This window comes from Cryobacterium sp. MP_3.1 (assembly GCF_035984795.1).
Classification (GTDB): Bacteria; Actinomycetota; Actinomycetes; order Actinomycetales; family Microbacteriaceae; genus Cryobacterium; species Cryobacterium zongtaii.
The window spans coordinates 25,668-47,924 of the sequence record NZ_JAXCHV010000026.1 but is presented as its reverse complement, the minus strand read 5'-3'; the positions used below and the strand labels follow the sequence as shown (position 1 = coordinate 47,924).

Annotated in this window: 19 protein-coding genes; 12 read left to right on the top strand and 7 right to left on the bottom strand. The window is 70.0% G+C overall.

Annotation, left to right across the window (positions count from 1 at the left end; translation table 11 throughout):
- Both RCH12_RS14550 and RCH12_RS14545 read right to left on the bottom strand, forming a co-directional pair.
- A partial coding sequence (locus RCH12_RS14550) for a metallophosphoesterase family protein (protein ID WP_327017326.1) occupies nt 1-1,587 on the bottom strand: 1,587 nt, incomplete at its 3' end.
- Nucleotides 1,588-1,652: 65 nt separating this feature from the next.
- A complete protein-coding gene (locus tag RCH12_RS14545) occupies nt 1,653-3,860 on the bottom strand; it encodes a metallophosphoesterase family protein (protein ID WP_327017325.1) in 2,208 nt (735 codons plus the stop codon).
- Nucleotides 3,861-4,284: 424 nt separating this feature from the next.
- Between RCH12_RS14545 and RCH12_RS14540 the strand changes: the two genes are divergently transcribed.
- The gene (locus RCH12_RS14540) at nt 4,285-5,649 is read left to right on the top strand and encodes a glycosyltransferase 87 family protein (RefSeq protein ID WP_327017324.1); all 1,365 of its coding nucleotides are present in this window, start codon (nt 4,285-4,287) and stop codon (nt 5,647-5,649) included.
- The gene (locus RCH12_RS14535; protein WP_327017323.1) at nt 5,646-6,251 is read left to right on the top strand and encodes a histidine phosphatase family protein; all 606 of its coding nucleotides are present in this window, start codon (nt 5,646-5,648) and stop codon (nt 6,249-6,251) included. The genes RCH12_RS14540 and RCH12_RS14535 overlap by 4 nt, the downstream gene beginning before the upstream one ends.
- A gap of 80 nt (nt 6,252-6,331) precedes the next feature.
- Here the strand turns inward: RCH12_RS14535 and RCH12_RS14530 are convergent, their stop codons facing one another.
- Nucleotides 6,332-7,510 (bottom strand): class I SAM-dependent methyltransferase, encoded by a 1,179-nt coding sequence (locus tag RCH12_RS14530; protein WP_327017322.1) that lies wholly within the window; start codon nt 7,508-7,510, stop codon nt 6,332-6,334.
- 102 nt (nt 7,511-7,612) lie between these two features.
- Between RCH12_RS14530 and RCH12_RS14525 the strand changes: the two genes are divergently transcribed.
- The 3 genes from RCH12_RS14525 to RCH12_RS14515 all read left to right on the top strand — a co-directional run bounded on the left by RCH12_RS14525 (nt 7,613) and on the right by RCH12_RS14515 (nt 12,434).
- Nucleotides 7,613-10,963: a DEAD/DEAH box helicase gene (locus RCH12_RS14525; protein ID WP_327017321.1), complete on the top strand. Its 3,351-nt coding sequence runs from the start codon at nt 7,613-7,615 to the stop codon at nt 10,961-10,963.
- Between the two features lie 8 nt (nt 10,964-10,971).
- Nucleotides 10,972-11,856, top strand: coding sequence for a DUF1206 domain-containing protein (locus tag RCH12_RS14520; RefSeq protein WP_327017320.1), 885 nt, complete (start codon nt 10,972-10,974; stop codon nt 11,854-11,856).
- Nucleotides 11,857-11,933: 77 nt separating this feature from the next.
- Nucleotides 11,934-12,434 (top strand): glutathione peroxidase, encoded by a 501-nt coding sequence (locus RCH12_RS14515; protein WP_088457584.1) that lies wholly within the window; start codon nt 11,934-11,936, stop codon nt 12,432-12,434.
- Here the strand turns inward: RCH12_RS14515 and RCH12_RS14510 are convergent.
- Together RCH12_RS14510 and RCH12_RS14505 are read right to left on the bottom strand one after the other, a co-directional pair.
- Nucleotides 12,431-12,814 (bottom strand): cupin domain-containing protein, encoded by a 384-nt coding sequence (locus tag RCH12_RS14510; RefSeq protein WP_327017319.1) that lies wholly within the window; start codon nt 12,812-12,814, stop codon nt 12,431-12,433. The genes RCH12_RS14515 and RCH12_RS14510 overlap by 4 nt on opposite strands.
- 224 nt (nt 12,815-13,038) lie before the next feature.
- Entirely contained in the window at nt 13,039-14,607 is a 1,569-nt protein-coding gene (locus RCH12_RS14505; protein ID WP_327017318.1) for a carboxylesterase/lipase family protein, read from the bottom strand.
- A gap of 159 nt (nt 14,608-14,766) precedes the next feature.
- On the opposite strand from RCH12_RS14505, the gene RCH12_RS14500 reads away from it, so the two are divergent.
- From RCH12_RS14500 to RCH12_RS14470, 7 genes are all read left to right on the top strand, one after another.
- On the top strand, nt 14,767-15,330 hold the full coding sequence (locus tag RCH12_RS14500; RefSeq protein ID WP_103430931.1) for a dihydrofolate reductase family protein: 564 nt from the start codon (nt 14,767-14,769) through the stop codon (nt 15,328-15,330).
- A 60-nt stretch (nt 15,331-15,390) separates the two neighbouring features.
- Nucleotides 15,391-16,335, top strand: a complete 945-nt coding sequence (locus RCH12_RS14495) for a carbohydrate kinase family protein (protein ID WP_103430796.1) — start codon at nt 15,391-15,393, stop codon at nt 16,333-16,335.
- Between the two features lie 208 nt (nt 16,336-16,543).
- Nucleotides 16,544-17,437 carry a hypothetical protein gene (locus tag RCH12_RS14490; RefSeq protein ID WP_327017317.1) on the top strand — a complete coding sequence of 298 codons (894 nt, stop codon included), beginning with the start codon at nt 16,544-16,546 and terminating at the stop codon, nt 17,435-17,437.
- A gap of 93 nt (nt 17,438-17,530) precedes the next feature.
- A complete protein-coding gene (locus RCH12_RS14485; RefSeq protein ID WP_327017316.1) occupies nt 17,531-18,502 on the top strand; it encodes an aldo/keto reductase in 972 nt (323 codons plus the stop codon).
- Nucleotides 18,499-19,500, top strand: coding sequence for an NAD-dependent epimerase/dehydratase family protein (locus tag RCH12_RS14480; protein ID WP_327017315.1), 1,002 nt, complete (start codon nt 18,499-18,501; stop codon nt 19,498-19,500). Before RCH12_RS14485 ends, RCH12_RS14480 begins: the two co-directional genes overlap by 4 nt.
- 28 nt (nt 19,501-19,528) lie before the next feature.
- Entirely contained in the window at nt 19,529-20,413 is an 885-nt protein-coding gene (locus RCH12_RS14475) for an aldo/keto reductase (RefSeq protein ID WP_327017314.1), read from the top strand.
- Entirely contained in the window at nt 20,410-20,712 is a 303-nt protein-coding gene (locus tag RCH12_RS14470; RefSeq protein WP_103430800.1) for a putative quinol monooxygenase, read from the top strand. Before RCH12_RS14475 ends, RCH12_RS14470 begins: the two co-directional genes overlap by 4 nt.
- A 40-nt stretch (nt 20,713-20,752) precedes the next feature.
- Here RCH12_RS14470 and RCH12_RS14465 read toward each other — a convergent pair whose 3' ends face one another.
- Nucleotides 20,753-21,676, bottom strand: a complete 924-nt coding sequence (locus RCH12_RS14465; protein ID WP_327017313.1) for a LysR family transcriptional regulator — start codon at nt 21,674-21,676, stop codon at nt 20,753-20,755.
- Nucleotides 21,677-21,839: 163 nt separating this feature from the next.
- Nucleotides 21,840-22,253 carry a heat shock protein transcriptional repressor HspR gene (locus RCH12_RS14460; protein ID WP_103430802.1) on the bottom strand — a complete coding sequence of 138 codons (414 nt, stop codon included), beginning with the start codon at nt 22,251-22,253 and terminating at the stop codon, nt 21,840-21,842.
- Nucleotides 22,254-22,257 lie beyond the last annotated feature (4 nt).

Below are 22,257 nucleotides of genomic sequence, written 5' to 3'. Positions count from 1 at the left end.
ACTGTTCTGGTCTCCCAGGTACAGACGGTCCTTCTCCTGGGAGAACGCCGACCCGGCCGGAAGCTTGGCGTTGGTCTTGTTCACCGAGTCCAGGCCACCGACGACCGTGTAGTCCACTGCTCCGACGGGCTCTTCGGGTTCTTCAGGGTCGGTGCCGGGGTCGGGGTTCGGGTTGCAGCCGAGGCACGGCTGACCGGTGCCGGGGTCGATGACCTGCGGTGCGGTGTCGTCGGTGACGGCCTTGCCCGCGTCGTTCTTCACGATGGTGAGGCCGTCGTAGTACTCGCCGTCGGCGGTGCGGGACTCGTAGCGCAGCTCGTCGCCGGACACGTCGATCAGCTGGTACAGCTCGATGCCGCCGCCCAGCTTGCGGAGGTGGGCGCCGTTCTCGGTCCAGAGGCGCGGGCCGGCGCCGGAGTACATCTTGGAGCCCACCACGGACACGGCGTAGACCGGGCCGTCGTAGTTTTGCGCGGCATTCCAGTCGGCCGGGTTGCCTTCCTCGGCGGCCGTGGTGTTGCCGCGCCCGTAGTTGTGGTCGTGGCCCTGCAGCACCAGGTCCACGTTGTTCGCCTCGAACAACGGCACCCAGGCCTCGCGGATGGCCCGGTTGTTGCGGCCCTCGTCGAGGGAGAAAACCGGGTGGTGGAAGAAGACCACGGTCCACTTGTTCGGGTTGTTCTCGAGGGTCTGCTTCAACCACTCGGTCTGCACGGCCAGGGCGGAGGCCTCGGTGACGTTGCTGTTCAGCGAGATGAACCGCACACCCTGGTAGTCGCTGTAGTAGACGGTGCCGTCCAGGAGCGACGCCACCTCTTCGGCCGCCGGTCCGTTGTCGGGGTATTCGAACTGGGCCTGCCACTGGCGCGAGAGCTCTTCGCCGTCGTACTCGTGGTTGCCCGCCGCCGCGAGGAAGTTCTGGGTGCCGAAGTTGTAGCCGGCCGCGTCGAACACCTCGCCCCACTGGGCGTCGTTGTTGGCGTCGTCGATGAGGTCGCCGGCCTGCAGCACGATGCTGGCGTCCGGGCGGTCACGGAAGGCGTTGCGGATGACGCGGGACGCGTCGGACTTGATGCCGTTCTGCACATCGCCGAGGTAAATGAAGGAGAAGTCCTCCGCCGTGGCTGCTGCGGTGGTGAAGTGCTGCCACTCGCTGAAGTTCGTGCCGTCGCCGATGCGGTACTGATACTGCGTCGCGGGCGTGAGCCCGGTGAAGTTCACCGTGTGGAAGGACTCCTCCCAGCCCTCCTCGGTCGTGACGGTCTCGGAGTCCGTGGCCGCGACGACCGTGTAGTCGGTGCGGTACGGCTCGGCCGTGGCCACCCGGATCTGGCCCTGCGCGGACGTGACGCCGGTGCTCGTGCGCCAGGTCACCGCCTGCGAGGTGGCCAGGTCGGCGGCGGGCGTGAGCACGATCCGGTCGGGGATGCGGGACGGGCCGTGCTGCACGATCGGGGTGACCGTGGCGGCGGATGCCGGCGCCACGACGCCGGCGAGGGGCGCGAGCAGGGCACCCGCCACGGTCGCCACCGTGAGGGTGGCGATCAGGCCAGACCTCCGGGTGCGCCGGGAGGACGAATTCGCCATGGGATGACGGCCTTTCCTGAAACGAGTGGTCGGTGGCTGCGGTGACGCGGATGCGCCGGGGCCGGTCATGCGAGGCCGCCGGGGGAGGTTCCCTCTGCGCGGCGGAAGCGACGGCCGAGGACCATGCCGGCGATGCCCAGCAGCAGGGCGATTCCGGCGGCGGCCAGCCACAGGCCCAGCGACACGACGCCGGTGTTGGCGAGGTCCTTCACGCCGGTGCTGGGGGCACCGAGCGGCAGGATGGTGATCTTCGATTCGGCCGTGACCCCCGACTCGAGTCCGCGCACCACCAGGGTGTGCGTGCCGGCCGGGATGCCGGCGGGGATGCGTCCGGTGAAGCTGAAGTTGCCCGAGGCATCCGCGGTGGGGTAGCCGAGCGTGACCGGGTCGGAGTGCAGCTGCACCTCGAGGTCTTCGTTGGGCTTGAATCCGGAGCCCTTCAGGGTGATCTGTCCACCCGCTGCCACGCCGGTGGCGGAGAGCTCGAGGTCGCCGGGGGTGTAGCTCGGTTCGGGTTGCGGGGCCGAGGTGGGTGCCGTCGTCGGTGCGGTTGTGGGCGCGGCGGTCGGCTCGGTCGTGGGCTGGGTCGTGGGCTGGGTGGTCGGCTCCGTCGTGGGCTCGGCCGTCGGAACCGGGGTCGGCTCAGCGGTCGGCTCCGTGGTCGGAACCGGGGTCGGCTCGGCCGTCGGAACCGGGGTCGGCTCCGTGGTCGGAACCGGGGTCGGCTCGGCCGTCGGCTCAGTCGTCGGAACCGGGGTCGGCTCGGCGGTCGGAACCGGGGTCGGCTCCGGCGTCGGCGGCGTGGTCGGCTCCGGGGTGGGAACCGCGCTGGGCACCACCGGGGTGGGCCGCACCGGGGCGTTGACCGTGGTCCGGGCCGAACCCGGACCGGAGTCGCGGCCCTCGGCGACATCGGTGACCAGCTTGACGCCGTCATCCGTCTTGCTGATCGAAAAGGCGTCGAACAGTTCACCGGTGACCGTGCGGCTCTCCACATAGATCTCATCGTTGGTGACATCGACGGTCTGGTACATCTGGGTGTCGCGGTTCATGCTGCGCAGGTTGGCGCCGTTGGTGATCCAGTTGTTCGTGGCCAGGTCGTCGGGCACGTACATCTTGGGTCCGGCGACGGTGACCATGTAGACCGGGCCGGTCTGGCTGGTTTCCGCGCTGGCACCGGCGGGCAGGTTCTGCTCGTTGGCGAACAGGTTGCCGCGGCCGTAGGCGTGGTCGTGGCCCTGCAGCACGAGGTCCACATTGTGCTTCTCGAAGATCGGTAGCCAGGCTTCGCGGATGATCTTGTTGTCTCGGCCGGAGGTGACCGAGAACACCGGCTGGTGGAACGAGACGACGCTCCACTTGCCCGGGTTCTGTTCGAGCGCTTGGTCGAGCCACTCGGTCTGGGCGGCCAGGTCGGCGGTGTTGATCTGCGACCCGTTCAGCGAGATGAAGCGCACACCCTGGTAGTCGGTGAAATAGGTGTTCTCGCTGAAGGTGGCCTGGATCTCCGGGGTCTGCGCCGGACCGTTCTCGGGGAACTCGAACTGCGCCTTCCAGTACTTGGTCAGCAGCGGGCCGGGGTAGTACTCGTGGTTGCCGGGGGTGGCCATCACGTTGAGGTAGGCGTTTTCGTACCCGGCGGCGGAGAACCACTCACCCCACTCGGCGTCGGCGACGTCGGTGTCGATGAGGTCACCCAGGTGCACAACGGCCTTGGCGTACGGCCGGGCCTCGAAAGCGGCACGGAAGGTGCGGGAGGCGTAGGACTTGACGTCGTTCTGGGCGTCGCCCTGCACGATGAACGAGAAGGGCGCCGGCGTCGACGACGCGGTGGCGAACTCGAACCATTCGCTCCAGGTGTCGCCGTCGCCGACCCGGTACAGGTAACTGGTGGCCTCGGCCAGACCGGTCAGGGTGGCCGTGTGGTACTTGATCGTGTAGCCGAGGTCGGTGGCGAACTCGGTGGTGCTCACGGCCGAGATCGTGGTCCACGTGGCAACGGGACCGTCGGTCATGGTGGCCAACTGCACCTGCGGAGCCGTCACATCCGTCGAGGTGCGCCAGGACACGTTCTGGCTGGTGGCCGGGGTCACCGTCGGCGTGAGGATCACCCGGTCGGGAACGGCTGTCGCGGTGTAGATGGTGGCCGGCTTCACCGCCGGCGGGGCCAGGCCGCCGGCGGCGTATGCGATGCCGGTTCCAAATGTGGTGAGTGCCAGCGCGGCGATGAGGCCGCCCGCCAGCACGGTGTTGCGCCGTTTCGGTGAGTTCACCAAGCGCGTCAAAACGCCATTCATCCCTGTGAATGCCCCTTAGGTCAGGTGACGCTGCGCGTCAGGTCGTGGAAACATGCCGCAGGGCGTATGAGCCCGCGGCGACGCCAACATTAGGACGCTGAGGGAACTCACAGGGAGCGCCAGGAGATGAGTTCAAGTCCTGTTCATGTGGTCACCGGAAGTTCCTCGAGCAGACACCGGCCGGCGTCGTTCAGGCCTCCGCTCGGCAACCGAGAGGCAACCATCCGTTCATCGCTGTTCGTTCGGGATGCCCAGTAAGAGCGGAACCACGCACCTCTGAACGCACTCTCAGGCGGCCGCCCCTCCCGGACAGCTTCTGGTTGTTTCCCTTTCACCTTCGATTCGTACACTCCCCAGTGATCGGCTTCACCAGGTCTGACTGTGGAAAGTGACGTGTGCGATGTCGTATTTTGTGGAATTGGTCGATCACCGGCTGGCCAGGCTACTCACCCCGGCCAGGCGGGACTGGCTGCGGAGCCCCCGCACCCTGCTGCTCGGCTTCCTCGGGCTGCACCTGCTCTTCCTGTTCGCGCTGCTGCCCACCATCCTCACCGGCCGGGTGCTGGGCGACCTGCCGCTCTATCGGGTCTGGGCCGAGCAGGCCCTGGCCAACGGCGTGTGGCAGGGCATCGACGTCGAGTGGGTGTATCCCATCGGCGCGATCGTGCCGATCGTGCTGGCGGATGCGGCCGGCCCACTGCTGTACCAACTGCTCTGGTTCGTGATGACCGGGGCCCTCAACGCCGCGGCCATCGGCATCCTCACCGACTGGGGTCGCGATCGGGCCGGCTACCGGGCGGCCTGGTTCTGGCTGGCCTTCAGCCTGCTGCTCAGCCCCGTCGGACTGCTGCGCCTCGAGGGGCTCAGCGCCCCACTGGTGATCATGGGCCTGGTGCTGGTGGCCCGCCGCCCCGTGCTGGCCGCCGCCTTGCTCACCGCGGCGACCTGGATCAAGGTCTGGCCGGCCGCGGTGCTGCTGGCCGTCGTGGCGGCGAGCCGGCGCCGGGTGAGCGTACTCGTCACCGGCGCTCTGATCACGGCCGGTATCGCCGGCACCGTCTGGGCGGCCGGGGGCCTGCGGTTTCTGACCGGCTTCGTCACCATGCAATCCGACCGGGCCCTGCAGCTCGAGGCGCCGGTGACGACCCCGTGGGTGTGGCTGGCCGCGATGGGCCAGCACGGCACCACGATCTACCAGAACCACGCCATCGCTACCCGCGAAGTGAGCGGCCCCGGTGCCGGCTTCGTGGCGGCCGCGATGACCCCGCTGATGTTCCTGGTCATCGCGGGCATCTTCGTGCTGCTCCTGCTGGCCCTGCGTCGCAGCCGCGACAACGCCCAACTGGTGCTGCTGGGCGCATTGGCCCTGGTGACCACGTTCGTGGTGCTCAACAAGGTGGGTTCGCCGCAATACATGCTGTGGATCGCCCCGGTTGTGGCCGTCGGGGTGGCCCACGACTGGGTGCTCTGGCGGGTGCCGGCCTATCTCTCGATCGTGATCGGCGGGTTGACCACCCTGATCTTCCCGATCTTCTACCTGCCCCTGGTGCACGGGGATGCCGGTGCGATCCTGCTGCTCACCGTGCGCAACGCTCTGCTCGTGGTGCTGCTCGGCTGGTCGGTGCTGGCCCTGTGGCGCACGGCCTTTGCGAGCTCGCCGGCATCCGTGTCTGGTGTCAGCACGCCGGAGCGGGTGGCCTGGCCACCCGCTGACGCCTCCACTTTGCGGGGCGACCCGGCCACACGAGGCAGAATAGGGAGGTGACTGCTACAACGACCTTCGCCCTCGTCCGCCACGGCCAGACCGATTGGAACGCCATCGGGCGCATCCAGGGGGCCACCGATGTTCCCCTGAACGACGTGGGCCGGGGCCAGGCCACGGAGGCCGTCGCGCCGCTCGCGCAGTACGAATGGGACTTCGTCGTGGCATCGCCGCTGTCCCGTGCGGCCGAGACGGCCGACATCATCGCCGCGGACCTCGGCCTCGAGGTGACCCGCCACCTGCCCGGCCTCGTCGAGCGCAACTACGGACCGGCCGAGGGACTCTCCGCCGGACCCGCACTCGACGCCCTGCGGGTCGACGGCGACTCCGGCAGCTTCCGTGGTGCCGAGGCGGCGCTCAGCGTGTCCAACCGCGGCCTGGGTGCGCTGCGCCAGCTCGCCGAGGACTACCCGGGCGCCCGCATCATCGTCGTCTGCCACGGCACCCTGATTCGCCTCAGCCTGATGGCCGCCCTCGAGCGGGACATCCCGCCGATCCTGAACGCCGCCATGTCGGTTGTGCAGTTCAGCCCCGAGGCCGGCTGGACCGCTTCCGTCATCAACAACGAGCCGCTCGAGGCCGACGCCGTGGCCCTCGCCGGCTGACTGTTCCCGCTGCGGACACATGGTCCCGGCACACCGGGCGCACATGTCCGCATGGGCAACAGGTGCGGCTGCCTGACCCGTCAGCGACGGGTGGACACCGTCACGGTGAACTTGGTGTTGCGGCCGACCTGATGGGTCGGGCCCACGATGCGGGTGAGGGCGGGGCGATAGCCGAGGTGGGTGTTCCACACTGTCCACAGTTCGCCCCCGGGGCGGAGGACTCTGGCCGCATCCTCGAAGAGCTTCAGGGCGATGCCGGCGTGCACCGACGACCCGATGTGGAACGGCGGGTTCAGCAGGATCAGCTCGGCGGATGCGTCGGGTTGCGCGCTCAGCGCGTCGTCGCGGAGGACCCGCACCCGCTCCATTACGCCGTTGGCGGTCATGGTGGCCAGGGCGGAGGCGACGGCCGCGGCGGACTGGTCGCTCGCCACCAGCTGCAGGCCGGGCCGACGCTGGGCGAGGGCGGCCGCGAGCACCCCGGTACCGCAGCCCAGGTCGATGGCGGTGATGGCATCCGGCTTCATCCGGTCGAGGAATTCGAGCAGGTAGCGGGTGCCGATGTCGATGGTGGTGCCGGCGAAGGCGGCGCCGTGAGCGCAGACGGTGAGACCCAGGTCGGGATGCTCGACCGTACGCGGCCACGCCGGGCCGGCCTGGTCAGTGCGGTCCGAGACCGTCGGCTGCGTGATGATCAGGACACGCGACTTCTGCCGCGCCGGAGTGACGTTCAGCTCGCCGAAGTGCCGACGCAGCACCTCGTTCATGGCCACGGTCATGTGCTTGATGCGGCCACCGGCGACCACGGTCACGTCGGGGGCGGCGAAGCGGGCGATGGTGCCGGCCAGCTCGTCGAGGGCGGCCAGGCTGCGCGGCAGCTGCAGCAGCACCAGGCGGGCCCCGGTGAACAGCTCGGCGCCCAGCGGCACATGCCGGTACGCCCCGGTGAGACCGGCCAGGTCGGGCACGCTGCCCGCCAGATCGGCCGCATTGTGATCGAGGGCGTGTTCGCCGGAGAGCGCGTCCTGGTAGACGCGCACCTCAGGCTGCACTCCCAGCCGCGCGGTCAGCTGCGCCGCCGCCGCGAGCGTCAGGGCACCGTAGTGGTCCTCGAGCACCACGACCTCGCCGACGCCGGCCGTGGCCAGTCCCGCCGCGGCCTCGTCCAGGATCAACCGGTCGCTCGCGTCGACGGCAAAAAGATTGGTCGCCTCGACATCGGGCCAGCGGCGCAGGCGCTCGAAAGGAAAGTCAGGCATCCGCTCAGAATAGCCGCCAGGGACTCGAACGGCTCGGCGAGGCCGGTGCGGCGTGGGACAATAAGAGACCCCTTCACCCAACCGTCACGGACACCGCACCTTATGGCCCACAACCTCAGCGATCTGCAGATCGCGCGCCTCGTCGGGCCACAGGCATATTCGCGTGGGGTGCGTTACGCCAAGGAGGGCCGGGTCGAAGACCAGGTCTGGCAGCTGGGCGGCAGCCGCCTGCTCGGCACCGTCGGCGGCACCCAGGCCCGACCCTACGACGTCACCGTGACGTTTCAGCAGGATTCCAACGGCACCGTGGTGCGCGCATCCGGCACCTGCAGCTGCCCGATGGGCCTGAACTGCAAGCACGTCGTCGCGCTGCTGCTGGCCAGCCGGTCCACGGCCGCCGACCTCGCCCGCGCACGCTCGGCAGATTCCCAGCGACCCCACACCAGTGCCCCCGCCACCTGGCAGAGCGCCCTGGCGCCGCTCACCCGAGCGCCGGAGGCCGAGCCACCGACGGGCACCGCCCTCGCCCTGCAGTTCGAGTTGCTGCCGCCGCCGCGCGCCGCCCGCCTGCCCGCCCCGAGCGTGTCGCTCGCCCGGCTGGGCGTACGCCCGATGGTGCGCGGCAAGAAGGGCAAGTGGATCCGCGGCAACCTCACCTGGGACAACCTCTCTTACTCCCGCGGCATGCTCAACCGCGCCCAGCTGCGGGTGCTCTCCGCCATTTTCGAGCTCTACTCCTCGGGCCAGCGTTACCACGTGACCACCGACCCGTGGCTGCACCTGGACGGGTTCGCGAACCGCGCCCTCTGGGGACTGCTCGGCGAGGCCCGCGAGGCCAGCATCCCCTTCATCGGCACCACACCCGGACAGGAGCCGGTGACGGTCTCGGACGAACCCGCCGAACTCTCGCTCGACATCCGCCGCGACCACGGCGGCCTCACGCTCTCCCCCACCGTCTCCCTCGGCGGCCGGCTGCTCGACCGCAGCGCCCTGGGCTACATCGGCGACCCGGCGCACGGCCTGTTCACCTGGACGACCACCAGCACCGACGTGCGCCTCACCATCGCCCCCCTGGCGCGCCAGCTCGGCCGCGACCTGCGGGTTCTCGCCTCGGCGCACACCCCCATCACGATTCCGCCCGACGAGGAGAACGTCTTCCTCGCCGACTTCTACCCGTTCCTGCGCGGCCAGCTGTCGCTGATCAGCACCGACGAGTCGTTCGACCTGCCCGACACCGCCCGCCCGGTGCTGGCCCTGTCGATCATCGCCCACGCGGATGCCCGCATCGGTTTGCACTGGGAGTGGCAGTACACCGGCGGTGCCGGCGCCTCGGGCACCCCGGCCATCGCGCCCCTGCACGGCCCGGCCACCGACGACGCCCCGGCCGGCTACCGGGACACGGCCGACGAAGCCCGCATCCTGCATACCGTCAGCGGCATATTCGCGGGATTCCCCGCCCACCAGCCGGCCTTGTTCGCCGCGGAGCTGACCGGTTCCGCCGGCGCTGCCGATTCCCCGGGCATCCTGCGCGCCGACGCCACCCTCGACGGCGCCCGCATGATCGAGTTCCTCGAGGCCGTGCTGCCGGTGCTCGAGGCCACGGACGACCTGCTAGTGCAGTTCGTCGGCGACGCCCCGGAGTACCGCGAGGCCGCCGAGCCGCCCACCCTCACCTTCGCCACCTCGGCGCGGGCCGAGAGCCGGGACTGGTTCGACCTCTCGGTGCGGGTCACCGTCGACGGGGAGGACGTGCCCTTCGACGAGGTCTTCAGGGCCCTGGCCACCGGCCAGGAACTGATGATCCTGCCGGACGGCACCTACTTCAGCCTGGACCGGCCCGAACTGCAACAGCTGCGCCACCTCATCGAAGAGGCCCGCGGTCTGCAGGACTCCCCGAACGACTCGCTGCGCATCAACCGGGCCCAGTCCGACCTCTGGGAGGAGCTGCAGGACCTCGGCAGCGCCGAAGCCGAGGCCGCAGCCTGGCGTGACACCCTCGCCGGCCTCGCCGACGGCGCCACGATCGCGCACCGGGAGCTGCCCACCGCCGTGCAGGCATCGCTCCGGCCCTACCAGCAGACCGGGTTCGACTGGCTCGGTTTCCTCTACGACACCGGCCTCGGCGGTGTCCTCGCCGACGACATGGGCCTGGGCAAGACCCTGCAGGCCATCGCTCTCATCGTCGACGCCCGCGAACGGCAGAGCGAACGCCGCCCGTTCCTGGTCGTCGCGCCCACCAGCGTGGTGCACAACTGGGCCACCGAGTGCGCCAGGTTCGCCCCCGGCCTCTCGGTCGCCGCGATCACCGAGACCACCGCCAAGCGGGGTGCGTCTCTGGCCGAGGCCGTGACCACGGCGGATGTCGTGATCACCTCGTACACCCTGTTCAGGCTCGATTTCGACGAGTACGACGCCGTCAGCTGGGCGGGTCTGCTGCTCGACGAGGCCCAGTTCGTGAAGAACCACAAGTCCAGGGCGCACCAGTGTGCCAAGCGACTGCAGGCCCCGTTCAAGCTCGCCATCACCGGTACGCCGCTGGAGAACAACCTGATGGAACTGTGGTCGCTGCTCTCGATCACCGCCCCGGGCCTGTTCCCCAGCGCCGCCCGCTTCTCCGACTACTACCAGCGGCCCATCGAGACGCAGGCCGACGGTGACAGGCTCGACCAGCTGCGCCGGCGCATCCGCCCGTTCATGCTGCGCCGCACCAAGGACCAGGTGGCCAGCGACCTGCCCGCCAAGCAGGAGCAGGTGCTCGAACTCGAGCTGCACCCGCGCCACCGCCGGGTGTATCAGATGCACCTGCAGCGCGAACGGCAGAAGGTGCTCGGACTGCTCGGCGACCTCAACCAGAACCGGTTCGAGATCTTCCGGTCGATCACCATGCTGCGTCAGCTCAGCCTGGATGCGAGCCTGTACGACGACAAGTACGCCGATATTCCCTCGAGCAAGCTGGATGTGCTCATGGAGCTGCTCGAAGACGTCGTCGCCGAGGGGCACCGCACCCTGATCTTCAGCCAGTTCACCGGCTATCTCGCCAAGGTGCGCACCCGCCTCGACGCCGCCGGCGTGACCTACTCCTACCTGGACGGGCGTACCCGCAACCGGGCCGCGGCGATCGACGGGTTCAAGAACGGCGACACCTCGGTGTTCCTGATCAGCCTCAAGGCCGGTGGCTTCGGCCTCAACCTCACCGAGGCCGACTACTGCATCCTGCTCGACCCCTGGTGGAACCCCGCCGCCGAGGCGCAGGCCGTTGACCGGGCACACCGCATCGGCCAGACCAAGAACGTAATGGTCTACCGCCTGGTGGCCACCGACACCATCGAGGAGAAGGTGATGGCGCTCAAGGCCGTCAAGGCCAAACTCTTCGACAGCGTCATGACCGATGGCGGCGCCCAGGGAACCGGCCAGGGACTCACCGCCTCCGACATCCGCGAACTGCTCGAGTAGCGCCGGTCGTGACCGATATTCCCGCCGGCCGGGCGGCCGACCCGGCTGTCGATCACGCGGTCGATCACGCCGTCGACCAGGCCGTCGAGGCCCGCGAGCGGCTCAAGCAGGCCGCTCGGCGCGCCCACCGCAGCCGGTCGGTGCGGGCCTCCGCCCGGCTCGGGCTGCTCGCCAACGGCCTGGTGCACGCCCTGATCGGAGGAATCGGCCTGCGCATCGCGAACGGCCAGCCCGGCGAGGCCGACCAGCTCGGCGCCCTGAGCGCCATCGCCAACGGCCCCGGTGGCATTGCCGTGCTCTGGCTGTCGACGGTGTCGCTGTGGGGCCTGGCGCTCTGGCAGGGCACCAACTCCGCGTTCAGCGTGGCGCCCAATCGACGGGTCCTCGTGTTCCGCCGCTGCCTCAACGTCGGCAAGGCCCTCGGCTTCGCACTGCTGGGCACCGTCACGTTCGCGGTCGCGCTCGGTGCCAGGGCCGGCGGCGCGGAGACGGTGCGCCGCGCCGACGACGCCATCGTGGAGAGCCCGGTGGGTCTGTTCCTGCTGCTGGTCGTGGGCAGCACCGTGGCCATCATCGGTGGCGGCCTCGTCTGGCGTGGTCTGCGACGCAACTTCCGTGAGGAGTTGCGCTACCTCTGGGGGCCCACCAAGCTCATCGTGCTCGGCCTGGGAGTGTTCGGCCACGTCGCCAAGGGGGTCGCGTTCCTGGTCACCGGCGGGCTGCTGCTCGCCGCCGCCGTGTTCGCCGATGTGCGCTGGGTGGGCGGTCTGGACGCCGGGCTGCGCTACCTGCTCACCCTGCAATCGGGCCCGATCCTGCTCAACGTCGTCGCTGCGGGCCTGATCGCGTTCGGACTGTACCTGGTGGCCCGGGCGGCGTTCCTGCGGCACTGACAACCGCACAGCGCAGTCAGGCTGGGAGTTGGATGAGGGCCCGACGATCTGCTTTAATTTCGAAGTACTCTGTGGGCATGGACATTCGCGAGATCCCCCTCACCGCCGCCGACGGCTCCACAACCTCGCTGGCCGAGTACGCCGACAAGGTTGTGCTCGTGGTCAACGTCGCCTCCCGCTGCGGCCTGACACCGCAGTACGAGACCCTCGAACAGCTGCAGCGCACGTACGCCGACCAGGGCTTCACAGTGCTCGGCTTCCCCTGCAACCAGTTCGCCCTCGGCGAGACCGGCTCGAGCGAGAAGATCGCCGAATTCTGCTCCACCACCTACGGCGTCACCTTCCCGCTGATGGAGAAGACGAAGGTGAACGGTGGCTCCCAGCATCCGCTCTACGCCGAGCTCACCCAAACCCCGGATGGCGCGGGCAAGGCCGGCAAGGTCAAGTGGAACTTCGAGAAGTTCGTTATTTCGCCCTCCGGTGCGGTCCAGCGGTTCCGCCCGACCACCCTCCCCGACTCCCCCGAGGTCATCGCGGCTATCGAGTCCGGCCTGGCGGAGCTGAAGCCCGCCGCCTAACCGTTCTCGGAGGTCGGCACCCCGTAGGACGCCGCACTGTGCATCTCGATGGCCACATACGGTTCGTCGCCGACCACCCAGGCGTTGTGCCCGGACGGAATCAGGTAGGAATCGCCGACGGTGATGGTGGCCGTGGCGCCGTCGTCGAGCATGACCTCCAGGGTGCCCGACAGGCAGTAGCCCACGTGCAGGAGCCGGCAGGAATCGGTGTTGACCGTCGGCTTGATGTTGTCGGCCCACGTCCAGCCCGGCTGCATCGTCATGCGGCCGACCGAGAACTCGGCCAGGTGGTTCAGTTCCAGCAGCGTCTTCTCCGGCGCGCGACGCTCGTCGGGCGTGCTGTGCGACTTGACCTGCAGGGTGTGCGCAGCGGTGGCCATGGTGTCATCCCAACTCTGGCGGGCCCATCAACAAGGTCGGACACGCGGCCCACCCTGACGTGCCTGGCCGTGACCGAGCCAGACTAAACCCACCTGGCGAGCCCTGAAAGCCCGGGCTCGGATTTTCCGTGCGCGAGCATCAACTGTTCCCCGTGCGGACAATTGCACCCGGTACGCCGGGCGCAATTGTCCGAATGGGGAACAGTTGTGGTTGAGGTGGCCGGCTAGGAACCGAAGGCCAGGCGGGCGTCGGCATACGTGGCGGCGACCGTCGTGATGCCGGCGCCGGCGCCAGCGCCAGGGGCGTCGGCGTTGATGTCGACGGGGACGGCGTCGAAGCGGCGCACCGGTTGTGCGTCCAGGTCGCCGGGCAGCGTCGTCCACACGCGCGGGGTCGTCCATTCGGGCCAGCCGGGGTCGCCGTCGCTGATGAAGGACGCTGCGGCCCCGTGCACCTCGTCGGCCAGCCGCTGGGACGGGGCGGTGCCGGCCAGCGCCGCCACCCGCGGGGCGTCCAGCGCGTCGAAGAAGAACGGCAGATCGAGGCAGTGTAGCGCCCCGCCGAAGGTGGGTGAGCGCCACGCGAACGCCCAGAGCCAGGTGGGTGCCGCATCCGCTGTGGCGGCCTCCGCCCGCGCTTCGGCGACCCGCAGCATGACGCCGCGGATGGCGCGGTCGGAGGCGAACTGGCCCAGCAGTTCGGCGGTACCGAGCCTGTCGTGTGCCGCGGCGTACGCCCGCGCCGACGGCGCGGCGACGCCGAGACGGCCGAGCACTTCCGCGGCATCGTCACCGGCCAGCTCGTCGGTGAGGTCGGCTATGGCGAAGTTGAACTCGTGGTCGGTGCTGCCCAGCATGAGCGGCTTGGCGGCGCCGATGCCCGCCCGCACGGCGTCGACCGTGGCCAACGGGACCAGGTCGCCGTCGACGACCGGCCCGAACGGGAGACCGGCGACGAGGGCGTTCGCGATCTCGCCGAGCGGCCCGGCGGGGGTGCCGGCGGCGAAGGCCGTCGCCCGCGGCTGCTCGGCGAGGATCTGGTTTTCGGTGAGCGACCCGAGTCCCGCCCGGGTGGGCGCGACGCCGGCCAGGGCGGCCAGGCGCCGACCGGTGCGCTCCGCCTGGTCGGGCGCGAGATAGGTGGCCACCCCGGAGATGACGATGGCCCGTGCGAACAGCGGTTGTGCCCGCGGCATCGTCAGCAGGGTGAGCACGGCGCCGCCGCCCGCGGATTGCCCGGCGATCGTGACCCGGGCCGGGTCGCCGCCGAAGACCTGGATGTTGTCGCGTACCCACGCCAGCGCCAGCAGCCAGTCGAGCACGCCGCGGTTCAGCGGCGCATCCTCGATCCACCCGAAGCCGTCGAAGCCGAGCCGGTACGACACGTTCACGGTGACCACACCGTGCCGGTTGAAGCTCGCGCCGTCGTACCACGGGCTCGCCGCCGACCCGGAGGTGTAGCCGCCGCCGTGGATGTAGACCAGCACGGGCAGGCCGGCGCCGGCGGGCGCCGGGGCTGGGGCGGGGGTGAACACGCTCAGGTTCAGCGTCGACTCGCCCGGGAAGCTGGGCTCGGGCACCAGAGTGCTGTCGCCACCGTCGATGCGTTGCGGGGTGGCGCCGGGGCTGCCGGCATCCCGCACGCCGGACCAGGCCGGGTGCGGGACCGGGGCCGCGAAGCGCAGCTCCCCGACCGGCGGGGCGGCGTAGGGAATGCCGAGGAACGCTGTCGACCCGGGGCGCCGGACGCCGCGGACGATCCCCGCCGTTGTCGTGACCTCGACGGTGTTCATGGGGCGCCCTTTCACTGAGACGGTGGTGGTGCACCGCGATTGAGGTTATCGCGCAGAGCGTCGCCGGGTCTGGCCCCGACGGCGTCCGGCGCGCAGAATGGATGCGCCACACCGCGGTGAGCATTCGCCGTGGACCGTTCACCGCGCGAGGAGCACACCATGGCCAAGCTGATCTGCACCTTCATCACCTCCCTGGACGGCTATGTGGCCGACACCGAGGGCAACTTCGACTGGAGTACCCCGAGCGATGAGGTGCACACCTTCGTCAATGACCTGGAACGTTCGGTGGGCACCTACCTGTACGGCCGGCGGTTGTATGAGGTGATGGTGGCCTGGGAAACCATGCACCTGAACGACGACGCCCAGCCCGCCGTGATGCGCGACTACACCGCGATCTGGCAGGCGGCAGAGAAGATCGTCTACTCCAGGACCCTGGCCGAACCACTCAGCCGGCGCACCCGCATCGAGCGCAGCTTCGACCCGGAGGCGGTGCGGGCGCTCAAGGCTTCGGCCACCGCCAACCTGTCGATCGGCGGTCCGCACCTGGCGGCGCAGGCCTTCGCGGCCGGGCTGGTCGACGAGGTGCAGCTGTTCATCTCCCCCGTCGTACTGGGCGGCGGCCTGAAGGCCGTGCCCGACGGCCTGCGCCTCGGTCTCGAGCTGACCGACGAGTACGCGTTCAGGAACGGCGTGGTGTACCTGGGCTATCGCGTACAGCACTGACCGCACACGATAATCTGGGGCTGCGCCGGCACCCCCGGCCCCACCAGATTGGACCAGACGATGACGCCTGACCGTGCTCCCGACCGTTCGATCGCCGCATCCACCCGCGCCCTCGTCATCGGCGAGGCCCTCATCGACATCGTGCGGCGCCCGGGCGCCGAGCCGGTGAGCCACGCGGGCGGCAGCCCGATGAACGTGGCGTACGGACTCGGCCGGCTCGGTGTGCCGACCACCCTGGTCACCCAGATCGGGGCAGACCCGTTCGGCGAGATCATCGCGGGGCACCTGCGCGCGGCCGGCGTCGACCTGCTGCCGGGGTCGGTCACGACCGGCGCCACCTCGAGCGCCACCGCCATCCTGGATGCGGCCGGCGCCGCCAGCTATGACTTCGACCTGCGCTGGGAGCTGCCGCCGGTGGCGCTGCCCGCCCCGTGCACCCTGATCCACACGGGCTCGATCGCCGCGATCCTGCAGCCCGGCGGCCGGGCCGTGCTGACCGCGTTCACCGGCGCCCCGGCCGGCACCCTGCTCAGCTACGACCCCAATGTGCGGCCCGGAATCATGGGCAGCCGTGACGACGTGGTGCGGGCCGTCGAAGAGCTCTCCCGGGCCGCGCACGTGGTGAAGATGAGCGACGAGGATGCCGCGTGGCTCTATCCGGGGCGGAGCCTGGACCAGATCGCCCGGGAATACGTGGCGGCCGGGGTGGCCCTGTTCGCCATCACCCGCGGCGGCGACGGCGCCCTGCTGCGCTCCGGCGGGGCCACGGCCGAGCTGGCCGCGCATCCGGTGACGGTGGTCGACACCATCGGCGCCGGTGACTCGTTCATGTCGGGGCTGCTCTACGCGATCCTCGTGAACGATGCCACCGAGGCCATCCTGCAGAACACCCTCGGCGCCGCCGACCTCGGTCGCCTGGGCCAGACCGCCCTGGCGAGCGCGGCGATCACGGTGTCGCGTGCGGGCGCCAACCCGCCCACGGTGGCGGAGCTGTTCGCGCGCTGACCCGCCCCATCCACCGCGCCGATGCAGACAGCGTGGGGCAAGTCAATCCCCTTGAACGCTGCAGCGACCCTGGCTTTACTGTGCCTACGTTGTCCCCATTGAGTGGGTCTCTGGCAACGGGTAACAGGAAGTTTGGTGCGACATGGCGGTCACAACAACCGATACGGCAGTGCAAGTCTCGGTAGAACTCACTCCAACGGATGGAGTGGTGATCGAGGGTAATTCGCTGGGGGTCACCATACGCATCACCGCGCTCCGGCCGGCGTTGATCGAGCACGCCGAGCTGACGCTGATCCGCAAGGTCAACTACACCTACGGCCGCGGCAACATCTACGGCGGCGTGTTCCCCGCCCGCGAACGCACCACCGAGCTGCTGACCACGGTCACGGTGCCGGCGCCGGGTGCCATCCCGGCCGGCCAGACCCGGGTGTTGTCGGGCAGCCTGAGCATTCCCACCGACGGACCGGCCTCGGTGCGCGGAGACCTGATCGACGTGGGCTGGTCGGTGCGCTGCGTCCTGCATGCCGCCGGCGGTCAGATCATCAAGCGGGAACGACTGATCGACGTGCAGTCCTGGGGCCAGACCAGCGCCACCGACATCGGCCATCCGCCGGTCGGCGAACACCTCGGACAGGTCGCGCTGGAGTTCATCGCATTGTCCTCCCGGGTGCTGGAACCCGGCACCCCGCTCACGGGCATCCTGCGGGTGCGTCCCCGCGACGAGATCTCGACCCGGGGCGTGCGCGTGCAGCTGGTGCGCTGCGAGGAGGTCTGGGGCGGGCCCGGCCAGGTCGCCGACCCCGACGCCAGCGAGTCCGAGGGCTACCGGCACGCCGAAGCCGTGACGGCCGCCGTCGTGGTGGGCCCCGCCGGGATGCTCACCCCCGGCACGGTGGTGGATCTGCCGTTCACGGTCGAAACACCCGCGGGCCTGCCGGCACCATCGTTGTCCATCGGCAACCTGCACGTGCGCTGGGAAATCCGGGCCGTCGTCGACCTGCCCCTGCGCCTGGACCCGCGGCTCTCGCTCGACCTGCTCGCCGTCACGGCCAGCCGGCAGCCGAGTGATTCCGGCCTCCCCGGGGCCCTCGACACCGACTGAGCACCGGTCTCACCGGGATTGAGAAGACGGACTGCTGGATCGCATCCGGTTCTCCTGTTGGACAGTGGGCTCCGAGCGGAGCAGCCTGAGGGTATGGAATACACACACCTCGGTCGTTCCGGCCTGTCCGTTTCGCGTCTGTGCCTCGGCACCATGAACTTCGGGCCCGAGACCGACGAGCCCACCTCGTTCGGCATCATGGACGCTGCCAGGGCGGCGGGCATCAACTTCTTCGACACCGCCAACGTCTACGGCTCCAAGCAGGGCCGGGGCGCCACCGAGAGCATCCTGGGCCGCTGGTTCGCGCAGGGCGGCGAGCGCCGCGAGGACACCGTCCTGGCCACCAAGGTCTACGGCACCATGTCCGACCGGCCCAATGACGGCAAGCTGTCGGCGCTCAACATCCGCCGCTCCCTCGATGAGAGCCTGAAGCGCCTGCAGACCGACCACATCGACCTGTTCCAGTTTCACCACGTGGACCGGGACACCCCGTGGGATGAGATCTGGCAGGCCATGGAAACCGCCGTCGCGCAGGGCAAGGTCCTCTACGCCGGCAGCAGCAACTTCGCCGGTTGGCACATCGCCACCGCGCAGGCCGAGGCCCGCAAGCGCAACTTCAGCGGGCTGGTGAGCGAGCAGTCGCTGTACAACCTGCTCAAGCGCGACATCGAACGCGAGGTCATCCCCGCCGCCCAGGCCAACGGGATGGGAATCCTGCCCTGGTCGCCGCTGGACGGCGGCCTGCTCGGCGGTGTGCTGCGCAAGGAGCGCGACGGCAGCCGCCGGGTCTCCGGGGCCAACGCCGAGAAGCTCGAGAAGAACCGCGCGGCCATCGGCGCCTACGAGGACTTCGCCGCCGAACTCGGCACCGAGCCCGGCGACCTGGGCCTGGCCTGGCTGATGCACCAGAGCGCTGTGACCGCACCGATCATCGGTCCGCGCACAATGGAGCAGCTCGAGGCCGGCCTGCGCGCCGTGGACCTGAAGCTCGACCAGGCCGCGCTCCAGCGCCTCGATGAGATCTTTCCCGGTTACCGCACCGCGCCGGAAGACTACGCCTGGTGAGCGCCGGACTGAGTGTTCTCTTCATCGGCGGTACCGGGGTCATCAGCACGGCCGCGGCCGAGTTGGCCGTGGCCCGTGGCCACCGGCTGACCGTGCTCAATCGCGGCCAGTCCGCCCTGCGCAGCGTTCCCGACGCGGCCGAGGTGCTCACCGTGGACGTGCGGGACGCGGCCGCGGTTGCGGCGGCGCTCGGAGAGCGTCGTTTCGACGTGGTGGTGGACTTCGTGGCGTTCACCCCTGAGCACGTGCGCGCCGACATCGCCCAGTTCGCCGGCCACTGCGGGCAGTACCTCTTCATCAGCTCGGCCTCGTCGTACCAGAAGCCGCCGGCCGCCCTGCCGGTGCGGGAGTCCACTCCCCTGCACAACCCGTTCTGGTCGTACTCCCGCGACAAGGCCGCCTGCGAAGACGTGCTCATGGCGGCGCACCGGGAGCAGGGCTTCCCGGTCACCATCATCCGCCCGTCGCACACCTACGACCGCACCCAGATCGCGCTGCTCGGCGGCTGGACCGACATCCACCGCATGCGCACCGGTCAGCCGGTGGTGGTGCACGGCGACGGCACGTCACTGTGGACCCTCACCCACAGCACCGACTTCGCCAAGGCGCTCGTGGGCCTATTCGGCCGGTCGCAGGCCGTGGGCGACAGCTTCACCATCACCTCGAACGAGTACCTGCCCTGGGACGCCATCTACGCCGAGTACGCCCGCGCCGCGGGCGCCCCGGCGCCGCAGATCGTGCACGTGGCGAGCGACACCATGGCGGCGGCCAACCCCGAGTGGAGCGGCCCGTTGCTGGGTGACCGGTCTCACTCGGTGATCTTCGACAACAGCAAGGTCACCGCACTCGTACCCGATTTCGTGTGCACCACCCCGGTCGCGCTCGGCTTCCGCGAGGCAATCGCCTGGTACGACGCGCATCCCGATCACCAGGTGGTGGATGCGGCGCTGAACGCCACCCTCGACGAGCTCGTCACCGCGCACTCCACCCTTTCCTGATTATCCGCAGCACTCGATTGGACACCCTATGAAGACCCGACTCATCGGCGACCGTACCGTCAGCTCCATCGGCCTGGGCGGCATGCCCATGTCGATCGAGGGCCGACCGGACGAAGCCCGCTCCATCGCCACCATCCACGCCGCCCTCGAGGAAGGCGTGACCCTGTTCGACACCGCGGATGCGTACCACCTGCACGCCGACGAGGTGGGCCACAACGAGTCGCTCATCGCGAAGGCCATCGCCTCGTGGGCCGGCGACGCGTCCCAGGTCATCGTGGCCACCAAGGGCGGGCACCTGCGGCCCGGCGACGGCACCTGGTACGTCGACGGCCGGCCCGAGTACCTCACGCAGGCCGCCGAAGCCTCGCTCAAGCGCCTCGGCGGCGACGCGATCGACCTGTACCACCACCACCGGCCCGACCCCGCGGTGCCGTACGCCGACTCGATCGGCGCCATCCGGGACCTGCTCGACGCCGGCACCATCCGCCTGGCCGGTATCTCCAACGCCAACCCGGCGCAGATCCGTGAGGCCTACGACATCCTCGGCGGCCGGCTCGCCAGCGTGCAGAACCAGTACTCGCCCGCGTTCCTCAGCAGCCGGCCCGAGCTCGACCTCTGCACCGAGCTCGGCGTCGCGTTCCTGTCCTGGAGCCCGCTGGGCGGCATCAAGTCAGCCGCCGACCTGGGCACCGCCTTCGCGCCGTTCCAGCGGGTGGCGGATGCCCACGGCGTGAGCCCGCAGGTCGTCACGCTGGCCTGGCACCTGGCCGCGTCGCCCGGGGTGATTCCCATCCCCGGTGCGAGCCGACCCGAGAGCATCCGTGACTCGGTGCGCGCAGCCGACCTGACCCTGTCAGACGAGGAACTCGCCACCCTGTCGGCCGCTCTGAACGACGCCGCGGTGACGGCATGACCGCCATCGTGCACCTCGACCTGCGCCTCGACCCGGCCGCACTCGAGACCGTCCCGGCCCTGCTGAACGAGGTCCTCACCGCGACCCGCGCCTGGCCGGGCAACGAGGGACTCGAGGTCATCGTCGACGACGCCGACCCCGCCCACGTGATCGTTGTCGAGCACTGGGCCACCGCCGCCGACCACGACGCCTACGCCGCCTGGCGCACCACCCCGGAGGGTGTCAGTCGGCTGGGTGAGGTTCTCGTTGCCCCGCCGGTGAAGACGGTCTTCTCCGGCCGGATCCCGCTGGCCCTCTAGCCGGTCAGCGGGCCGGTCAGCGGGCCGGTCAGCCGTCCGGTCAGGCGGCCGAGCCGACCGCGTCGACGGGCTCGAGGGCGGCGGCCGCGGCGGCGACGTCTTCGAGCAGCTGCTCGAGGAACGCCGACGCGGCCGGGCTGGGCTCGTCGGCGACCGCCACGGCCACCGCCCACTCGGGCACGGTCGCCGGCAGCGGCACCGCCACGAGGTCGTCGGGCCGTTTCAGCGCGAAGCTGGTGGGCACGATGGCCACGCCCAGGTTGTAGCCCACCAGTTCGAGCAGCGGATGCACGTCGTTGACCTCCATCGCCGCCCGGTACTCGAAGCCGGCGGCGGCGAACGCCCGCCGGGCGAGCATGTGCGCGCCCCAGCCGGCCTGGAATCCGATCAGCGGTTCGGTGCGCAGGGTCTCCAGGTCGGCCTCGGCCAGGCCCGCGACGGGGTGGTCCGGGTGGCAGAGCACCACCATCTTCTGGCTGCTCAACCGGTGCAGCCGCACTCCGGGCGGGGTGTCCCCGGTCACCACGACCAGCGCCACATCGGTGGTGCCGCTGGCCACCCCCTCGATCAGCTCCACGGAACCCAGCTGGCGCAGCCGCACCTCCACCCCCTGGTTCGCGGTGCGGAAACGGGCGAGCTCTGCGGGCAGGTCCACGGAGCCCAGGCACGGTTCGGCGCCCACGGTGAGGCGTCCGCGCATGAGGCCGCGTACCGCGGCGACGGCGTTCTGGGCCGCGGCCGCGCTGGCCAGGGTGCGAAGCGCATCCGCCAGCAACGCCTGGCCGGCGGCCGTGAGCTCGACCCGGCGAGTGCTGCGGATGAACAGCGAGGTGCCCAGCTCGATCTCCAGGGCCCGGATCGACGCGGACAACCCGGACTGGGAGATGTGCAGCAGCTCGGCTGCCCGGGTGAAGTGACGTTCGTCGGCGACCGTCACGAAGTGTTCAAGCTGGCGCAGTTCCATTCAGCAACCCTACAACTCAGTAGCTCGCCGTCGAGAAGGCCACACACTGACCCGACCGTGCGGTTCCGCGAGTTGCCCCCGTGCGGACGAGTTGCCCCGGCGCACCGGGGTAACTCGACCGCAGCAGGGCAACTCGGCGGAGACCACGGCTCGCGAGGTCTCGCTACTTGTCGAGGGGGCGCCAGATCACCATTTGGTTGGAGCGGCGGGTGCGGGTACCGGCGCGCATCGAGATGACGTCACCGGCCGAGCCGGCCGCGAAGACGCGGCGGCCCGGTCGGTTGAGCAGTTCGTCGGCCAGGGCCGCTTCCAGGTCGCCCACCCGGCTTTCCAGGGCCCGCACGGTGTCTTCCAGCGCGAGGATGCGCCGGATTCCCTCCAGGCTCACACCCTCGGCACCCAGGTCCGCGATCTCCCGCAGCCGGGCCACGTCGCGCATTGAGTAGCGGCGCGAGCGGCCCGGCGTGCGGCCGGGGCTGACGAGCCCCATCCGGTCGTACTGCCGCAGGGTCTGCGGGTGCATACCCGCCAACTCTGCGGCAGTGCTGATCACGAAGACCCGGGTGTTCTCATCCATGACC

What these genes read in the sequence shown, in the direction of transcription:
- RCH12_RS14540 (WP_327017324.1), top strand. Translation starts at nt 4,285, where the DNA reads ATGTCGTATTTTGTGGAATTGGTCGATCACCGGCTGGCCAGGCTACTC.
- RCH12_RS14530 (WP_327017322.1), bottom strand. Translation starts at nt 7,510, where the DNA reads ATGCCTGACTTTCCTTTCGAGCGCCTGCGCCGCTGGCCCGATGTCGAG.
- RCH12_RS14525 (WP_327017321.1), top strand. Translation starts at nt 7,613, where the DNA reads ATGGCCCACAACCTCAGCGATCTGCAGATCGCGCGCCTCGTCGGGCCA.
- RCH12_RS14515 (WP_088457584.1), top strand. Translation starts at nt 11,934, where the DNA reads ATGGACATTCGCGAGATCCCCCTCACCGCCGCCGACGGCTCCACAACC.
- RCH12_RS14510 (WP_327017319.1), bottom strand. Translation starts at nt 12,814, where the DNA reads ATGGCCACCGCTGCGCACACCCTGCAGGTCAAGTCGCACAGCACGCCC.
- RCH12_RS14505 (WP_327017318.1), bottom strand. Translation starts at nt 14,607, where the DNA reads ATGAACACCGTCGAGGTCACGACAACGGCGGGGATCGTCCGCGGCGTC.
- RCH12_RS14500 (WP_103430931.1), top strand. Translation starts at nt 14,767, where the DNA reads ATGGCCAAGCTGATCTGCACCTTCATCACCTCCCTGGACGGCTATGTG.
- RCH12_RS14495 (WP_103430796.1), top strand. Translation starts at nt 15,391, where the DNA reads ATGACGCCTGACCGTGCTCCCGACCGTTCGATCGCCGCATCCACCCGC.
- RCH12_RS14485 (WP_327017316.1), top strand. Translation starts at nt 17,531, where the DNA reads ATGGAATACACACACCTCGGTCGTTCCGGCCTGTCCGTTTCGCGTCTG.
- RCH12_RS14475 (WP_327017314.1), top strand. Translation starts at nt 19,529, where the DNA reads ATGAAGACCCGACTCATCGGCGACCGTACCGTCAGCTCCATCGGCCTG.
- RCH12_RS14470 (WP_103430800.1), top strand. Translation starts at nt 20,410, where the DNA reads ATGACCGCCATCGTGCACCTCGACCTGCGCCTCGACCCGGCCGCACTC.
- RCH12_RS14465 (WP_327017313.1), bottom strand. Translation starts at nt 21,676, where the DNA reads ATGGAACTGCGCCAGCTTGAACACTTCGTGACGGTCGCCGACGAACGT.
- RCH12_RS14460 (WP_103430802.1), bottom strand. Translation starts at nt 22,253, where the DNA reads ATGGATGAGAACACCCGGGTCTTCGTGATCAGCACTGCCGCAGAGTTG.